This window comes from Hallella mizrahii (assembly GCF_009695775.1).
GTDB classification, from domain to species: domain Bacteria; phylum Bacteroidota; class Bacteroidia; order Bacteroidales; family Bacteroidaceae; genus Prevotella; species Prevotella mizrahii.
In genome coordinates this window covers 1-7,671 of record NZ_VUNG01000073.1, presented here as the reverse complement: position 1 = coordinate 7,671, position 7,671 = coordinate 1, and the positions used below count along the sequence as shown (strand labels likewise).

Genomic DNA, 7,671 nt, shown 5'->3' with positions numbered 1-7,671 from the left:
TAGGGAACTTTGTCTTTGTCTCTTTGAGAAATTCGATTTCTGGCTTCATTTTCTTCTGTGTGGGTATAAGCGGGGCTTTGAATTTTTTAGACCCGTGTGGAGCGAAATATTAATTCAGTGAACACTATTTACTATATTGTTATTGCTTATAGCTGTTTCTGCGTTTGCCCAGCAACCACTGATTGATACTGTGCGCTATCGGTTCTCATACGCAATAAAGGGAACGTTAGCTGAAACATCTAAAAAACAGTATGATGACGAACTTAGTGTTGATATTGGTGACAGCGTTACCTATTGCTACAGTCGTTGGCAGAAAGATAATGATGAATTATGGAAGAAGATCAAGGCTTCAGGAGGCTCTGCAAATGACTTTCTTGCTCAGCAAGGTCCGACAAGCCTGTACAACGAAGAAGACATTAAACATTATCCAAATAGAAGGGGCCTGACTGTCATTACTGCGCTTTATAAGGACTTCATTTATTCGGAGAATATGCCGGAAATGAATTGGAATTTAGTCGCAGGTGACACCCTGATCTTAGACAACCCTTGTAAAAAAGCGGAATGTACTTTCAGAGGGCGCACATGGTATGCATGGTATGCTATGTCCATACCCATTCATGACGGCCCATGGAAACTTGGCGGATTGCCGGGTATGATACTATATGCCAAAGACAAGAAAGGACAGTTTTCCTTTGAATGCATCGGTATAAAGACTCATGTCAACACCCCTATGGAAGTTGAATAAAAAGGCTTTGAACTCGACGCGGCTTAAAGTGCAGAAACTGAAGCAGGTAAACGAGAGTACTAATTATAAATATAAAGTTTTATGAAACTTTAATAGCAAAAGTGTTTGAAGTTTCGATAATGTTGTTTACTTTTGTAACCGATAATCTGAATTTAAGAAAACGAGGAGGGCATGAGAGACATTTTTGATCTCTTTTAAATAAAGAATGAGATAGATATGAGAAGCAATATTAAAAAGAAGGAGGTGTAAAACTATAATATAGGAACTACATACTATTAAAGGCAAAATTGTCAGGAAGTATTAATAGAACGTGTTAACTGTTAGACAAATTAATATGAAGGGAAATAATACGATTTCTGGAAATCCTTTAGATGCAATAGTTTTAAAGGATTCCGAGATGTTAGAATTGCGCGGTGGTCTCGGTGACAACATTACTTGTGGAAGTAATTGTGGGCACAACTGTGGATCAAATTGTGGAAATGATTGTGGAAATGACTGTGGGGGCGGAGCTGTAATCAAAAAAGGTACATTGGATACAGGTAACGCTTCGGGTTCTAACCCATAAATTAAAGTTTGCTTACAGATTTTTTCCGGAGTGATACACTATTATCATAATTTTCACATAGGGCAAGTGGCTTATTTGCTTTCCCTATGTGATAATACATACTCTATATGCTAAAACGTAGCTATTATAACATTCCAATCAAACAGAAAGGATTTACTATTATTTATAATTCTTTCAGCGACCATTTTTTGGGAGTTTCTCAGGAAGTGGCAAATCGTTTGGGGAGTGGAATTTTTGATCCAGAAAATTTTCGTATTGCATTTCCTAAAACTTTTGCTAAATTACAAGATTTGGGCATGCTAATAGATGATGCCATCGATGAGCTTGATCTTATCAAGAAAAGATATGAAGCAGCAAAATTTCGTGATAAAAGATTATATCTGATGCTTTATCCTACACAAGATTGTAATCTCAAATGTTGGTATTGTTATGAATCGCATAAGCAAGGGACCAAGATGTCTGAGGCCGTAATTGAACCAGTCCTAAATTATGTCAATAAGGTCTTGTCAGACGACAAATATGAAGCCATTCATGTCGGTTTCTTTGGAGGCGAGCCTTTAATGAACTTTTCTTCCATTGCTTATCCTCTTGCAAAGGGAATTAAAAAGATATGTGAATCCAAAGCAAAAGCTTTCTCTACCTTTTTTGTTACCAACGCATCCCTCATGACTGAATCAATCATTGAGAAAATGAAGGAATTAAATCCTTATTTTCAGATAACCATTGATGGTTATAGAGAAAAGCATGACAATGTTAGAGTTTGGAAAAATAGTGGCAAAGGTACTTATGAGCAAATAATAAAAGCAATTCATGTACTTTCTCAAAGATTGCCTAACCATGATGTCTCAGACGACCCTTTGATTACTTTAAGGATTAATTATGATAACTCAACTCTTAAGAATTTAGATTCACTAATTGAGGATATTGAAGACTTAGATAAAACAAAGGTTCGAATTCATCTTGAAAGGGTATGGCAAACAAGAGCATTGGTAGATGTGGAGCAGAGAACTTTACTTATTAATGCATTTAAAAAGTTGTTCAATAAAGGCTTTACAATAACACATGGTGTCTTTAAACGAAAAAGCATTTCTTGTCCATCAGATTCAAACAGCTTCTTAATTATTAATTATGATGGTACTATTCACAAATGCAATGGACGAACTTTAGACGAGGATACCCAAGAAGGCATTATCAACCAAGCCGGAGAAATAAGATGGACAAACGAGCGTGAAGAAAAAAGATTAAAACTTGTCACTTTCAATAATTCTAATTGCTTGAGATGCAAGATGCTTCCAGTATGTATGGGACCATGTTCTCAAAAATACCTTGAAGAGGGTGGATTTTCCGACAGCATCTGCTGTATGCATTCCATTGATATTCCAATCAATACATATTTGGGCTACGAGTTTGAAATGAGATATTTGTTAGAGAACCAGGAATGATGAGATTCGATTTGAATATTGCTTTTGCCATGTCCATGATGGTCTACCCTTTGGCAGGGTGGTCTCAGGATTCTCTGAGAACACATGTCTTGAAAGAGGTAACGGTGGTGTCAGAGAACCACAAGGCTATAACAGATGGCGTAGAATACATACCGACGCCGGAAGAGCGTCGACGCTCAGCTGACCCATACACCTTGCTCTCAAGGATGATGATGCCAGGTCTGAAGGTGGACGTGATGGACAAGACGATCAAAACCGTGTATAGGGAAGATGTGCATGTATTCATAGACGGTGCCGAGGCCAAAGACTGGGAACTGAAATCGATACGACCGAAAGAAGTGGCTTGTGTGAGGTTTCTCCAGTCGCCATCAGATCCGCGTTACAAGGGCTATACATCTGTCGTTGATTTTATCCTCCGTAAATATGACTATGGTGGTTATGTGGCTTTGGAGGGCATGCAAAACTTCATTTATAATGTGGGGGATTATGACATGGTCATGAAACTGCGCAAGCAGAAAATGACTTACAGGGCAATCGCGGAAGCGACCTATAATCACGTTGAGGATATCGTCAACAACAGCAACACCACTTATACCTATCTTGACGGGCACCTGCTCAACAGGAAGGCGTGGTCAGACTCCGAGGACAAGCAACAGAGCTACATTGGGGGCTTTAGTATGCGCTATGATGGCAACAAACTCATCTGGATGCTCCAAACAGGACTGAGATATGGCAGAAAGCCTACCAACGTCACGTCAAGCCGACTGCTCTACAATGATGAGACGGCATCGGAATCTAAAGATGAAGCATCGGCACACAGTCTGGTGCCCTATGCCACCTATTCTTTCCGTATCAAAGAGCTGCCAAGGGGATCGCAGTTGATAGGATATCTGTCGTTCTCATATAACCACAACAGGTCAAACAGTCGATATCGGTATGGTGACTTGTTGGCAAAGAACATTTTCAATGGTTACAGTGAGGATGCCTATCTGCCCAGTGTCAGCCTGACCTATAACGCGCCCTTGTACAAGAAAAACGACCTGACCGCTATAGTCTCCTATGACACAGAATATTATCGTACGCAGTATTGCGGCACCAACGGGACATTCCAGAGGCTCAACAACTCCTATTGGAATTTCTATCTTCGGTATAACCATAAGTTTTCCAACTCGTGGAATGGTTCTTTTATTGCCTATGTACCTGTACAACGATATAAGGTCAACGACTTAAGCACGAAAACGACACCCTACGTCAATGGATCACTGACTATTAGTGGAAGAATCGGTTCCAAGCATTCTTTCTACATCAGAGGAAACATTACACAGACCGACATCGTACCGAGTTATTACAACTCTGTGGTCAGACAAGACAACGAGGTGGAGGGAAGCCGCGGTAATTCTGAACTAAAGACAGTGCGACAGGCTTTTGCGCTGCTGTCGTATACATGGATGCCCACTAACAATTTCTCGCTCAACGCATCATTCAGCTGGGACAATATCATTCACGACATCGTCCCCTATTGGCATGAGATCGATGGACTCATGGTCAAGGAGATGATCAATAGTGGCGATTTCAATCCGATATACTTCCATATAACGCCTTCTCTATCGTTACTCAACAGTAAGTTGAAGATCAATAGTGAGGTGTCTTATGTGCACGAATGGCACAATGGCATCTTCCGTGTCAACAATGGATACTTCGGATGGTACCCTTCGGTGTATTGTGACATAGCTAAAAACTGGACCGCCAATGTCTCTTACGGCATTAGTTCAGGCTATGGCTATATGCGCGGCAGTTCTCAGATGAGCAAGTTCTCCGATAACTTGCGTTTGGGTGTCCAATATTCCAAGGGTAACCTTTTCGTCAAGCTGCAGGTCAACTCTCTACTGAGAAATGATGGATGGGTGAAGACTTACCTCAATTCAGAGTATTACAGTTATAACCGATATCTGAGTCGACCGTCGGATGGCAGATACCTGAGCCTGACGGCAACCTATACATTTGATTTTGGAAAGAAGATCAATCACGGTGACAATATGGGGTTTGACGGAACCAGAAAATCAAGTGCTCTGTAATTTGTAAGATGACAGGATTCCCATATATCCATCAGCCCGACTCCATGATGTGCGGTATCGCCTGCCTCAAAATGGTGTGCAGGTACTATGACAACGACTTGTCCATGGAGCGGCTGTCGGAGCTTTGTCATGCCACAGCAGAAGGCGTATCGCTGCTTGGTATATTTGGCCACAATCCGTTTGAATCTGACGAATGCGTCAATTGCAATGTTTTCCCCATCTGCGGTGGAGGATGTCCTATAGACAGAAATAAAAATTGGGGGCAAAACAAAAAATATTGTTCAATATACAAAAGAAATCTATCTGAAATTCTCCCAGACTTTTACAAATATGAATATTCGAGTAAATGAAAAGAATTATTGCATTATTAGCATTCTGTTCTTCTATTTCATTTTGCTTCGCACAAAATGAAATAAAGGATCGTGCAAACTTCACAACAATCGAACTGGACAGTGTGGTGGTGAAAGGACATACCCCCCATGTGAGAACGAAAGGCAGCGTAACCAAAATACAAGTAGCCAATACGGTGTTGGCAAAAATGGGAAATGCCACAAGAATGTTATACCACACACCCGGGCTGCACTCGGTCAACGAAAACGTGGAAGTCAATGGCATGGGAGAGCCTATATACGTTTTAGACGGACGTATTCTCTCTGACGCCAAGGTGTTGTCAACGCTACAGGCCGACAATATCAAAAGCATAGAAATTGACCGCGCACCCTCTGCCAAGTATAGCCCCAACGGTCAGCCCGTCATTTTCATCTCCACCATCAAACATATGAACGACTTTTTGTTTCTCAATGTCGGCAACTACACGAAACAGACAAGGATGTTCTCCGACGCTGGGCTGTTCAATATCATGGGGCAATATAAGAAATTCTCAGCCAGTCTCTCCTATATGGGCGGACGCGATGGCAACAAGAATAAGGAAACCTATTTTAGAAACATTTATCGCGACGATGTTTTCTCGACCGAGCAAAAGCGGGAGACGCCGATCGCAACGATCGGCCATAAGGTGAACTTCTCCGCCGATTATCAGCTCAACAAAAAGAGCAGACTGGGATTGTATTATTTCTATCTGTTCAGCGACGAGGACAATAAGGCCAATGGCACTAATCTGACAAGCTGGAAGACGCTGGAGCAACTGAGAGATATCAACCGAAAGGGAAGAAACCTGGAAAACATTCACAGTGGAACACTGCAATATGCGTATCGGGGCAACCACTACCATCTCGACGTTACACAGGAAATTGCTACTACCAATTCCAATCATCATACACAGACCTTGGAAAGCGGCACCGACGTGTCAACGCTCACCAAGAGCCGCGGCCACAATCGCTACAACGTATACACTACCACCGTTGACAACAGCTTCAGTCTTCCATGGAATATCAATGCGTTAGGGGGATTCATATATAACTATGTCGACTCGAAGGCGAAGACAAACTCTGAGATCCCTTATCTGAGTACTCAGAACTATATCAATAACATCGGGGTCAAAGAATCAAATCCACAAGCTTATCTGTCCTTATCCAAGACCTTCGGCAAGTGGACGGTCACACCGGCCGCAAGGTATCAGTATGTGCACAGATCGATTACCAGTGTCGCCGGAACCGAAGCTACCGAAAACCAATTCAAGCAGCACTTCTCTACACTCTGCCCGGTCTTCACCGTCAAGTACCGGCCAAATGACGACTGGTTCTTCCAACTGAATTACAGAAGATACCTGACGCAGCCCAACTTCTCACAGCTCAATTCCGGACTGGTGTATCAAGACTCTCTCTTGTATAGCCGCGGAAACACCGATCTGGAAAACGAGATCATGGACCGATACACGCTGAGCACTTCATGGAAAGACTTCACGCTCTCTCTGCGCTATACCTATCGGAAGCATCCGCTTGTGAGTGTGCTTGAACCGATAGACGCAGCGAGTAATATCCTGACCTCCTATACGATGAATATGAAGAATGTAAGCGATTTCAGAGTCATACTGGAATACTCCAAGGCTGTTGGTAATCTTGAGCTTTCCTGTGAGGGCGAGGTGGTGTTCCCTCATGGTGAATATGTATATAAAGGACAGGAATATAAGAATGACCAGACAGCATTCAACGGACAGGTGAATATTAATTATGCATTGACGCCCACTATTTATCTGTCTACGGATTATACCTTTCAAGGACGAAATGAATACCTGCTGTACAATCAGAAGAGTGTGCAAAGCTGGAACATGGGCGTTACTGCTTCATTGCTGAAAAACAAGTTGAATGTCAACCTGACCGTCAATGATATATTAGGCAAAGCCAACTACAACAATATACGGTATCGATTCAACAATGTAGATTGGGGAACAAGAGGTAAGAACGACATGCAGGGCATAGAGCTCACAGTCACCTATACAATCTTCAATAAAGAGGTGAACGTGAGAACCAGCCGAAAGAATGAGAATATTATCCAGCGCACCATGTAATTTTGTTTCGGCTCAATTAGCAATGGTGCTCTATGATAATAAGGGCATGTTTAAGTTTCTTATGAATGAAGTCAATGGTCTTCCTCTGATGGCGAGTGCTTTCAGAAGAAGACCATTGGCTTTAAAGGGTGCTATATAATACTTTGCTATCACCTACTGCATTGTCTTTACGTTGTGCATGATTCTTCTTTTCATATTGAGGAACCTTGCCGAGTGCTTATTTCCCGTTGCATACAAGGCGGAGAATCGTTGTAATCAGCAAATTTTCATGCAACATTTTTAAGAAAAATAACATATAGCATTCTTCGGCAATTAAGATGTAGCATTATTGATGCGTTTTGGCAATTAAGATGGCGCAGTACCAAGGTTTCCCTTGG

General features: G+C 41.8%; 6 protein-coding genes. All 6 read left to right on the top strand.

The features are described from left to right. Positions 1-136: 136 nt before the first annotated feature. The 6 genes from FYJ73_RS15280 to FYJ73_RS15255 all read left to right on the top strand — a co-directional run bounded on the left by FYJ73_RS15280 (position 137) and on the right by FYJ73_RS15255 (position 7,294). Positions 137-745, top strand: coding sequence for a GLPGLI family protein (locus FYJ73_RS15280; protein WP_154535604.1), 609 nt, complete (start codon positions 137-139; stop codon positions 743-745). Positions 746-1,079: 334 nt separating this feature from the next. Continuing rightward, complete coding sequence (locus FYJ73_RS15275; RefSeq protein ID WP_154535603.1) at positions 1,080-1,310, top strand: hypothetical protein; 231 nt, start codon at positions 1,080-1,082, stop codon at positions 1,308-1,310. 107 nt (positions 1,311-1,417) lie between these two features. Further along, positions 1,418-2,752: a radical SAM/SPASM domain-containing protein gene (locus FYJ73_RS15270; RefSeq protein WP_154535602.1), complete on the top strand. Its 1,335-nt coding sequence runs from the start codon at positions 1,418-1,420 to the stop codon at positions 2,750-2,752. Next, complete coding sequence (locus FYJ73_RS15265; RefSeq protein WP_154535601.1) at positions 2,749-4,827, top strand: porin family protein; 2,079 nt, start codon at positions 2,749-2,751, stop codon at positions 4,825-4,827. Before FYJ73_RS15270 ends, FYJ73_RS15265 begins: the two co-directional genes overlap by 4 nt. Before the next feature lie 8 nt (positions 4,828-4,835). Continuing rightward, complete coding sequence (locus FYJ73_RS16265; protein ID WP_154535600.1) at positions 4,836-5,177, top strand: cysteine peptidase family C39 domain-containing protein; 342 nt, start codon at positions 4,836-4,838, stop codon at positions 5,175-5,177. A 206-nt stretch (positions 5,178-5,383) separates the two neighbouring features. Further along, positions 5,384-7,294: a TonB-dependent receptor domain-containing protein gene (locus tag FYJ73_RS15255; protein WP_235899416.1), complete on the top strand. Its 1,911-nt coding sequence runs from the start codon at positions 5,384-5,386 to the stop codon at positions 7,292-7,294. Positions 7,295-7,671 lie beyond the last annotated feature (377 nt).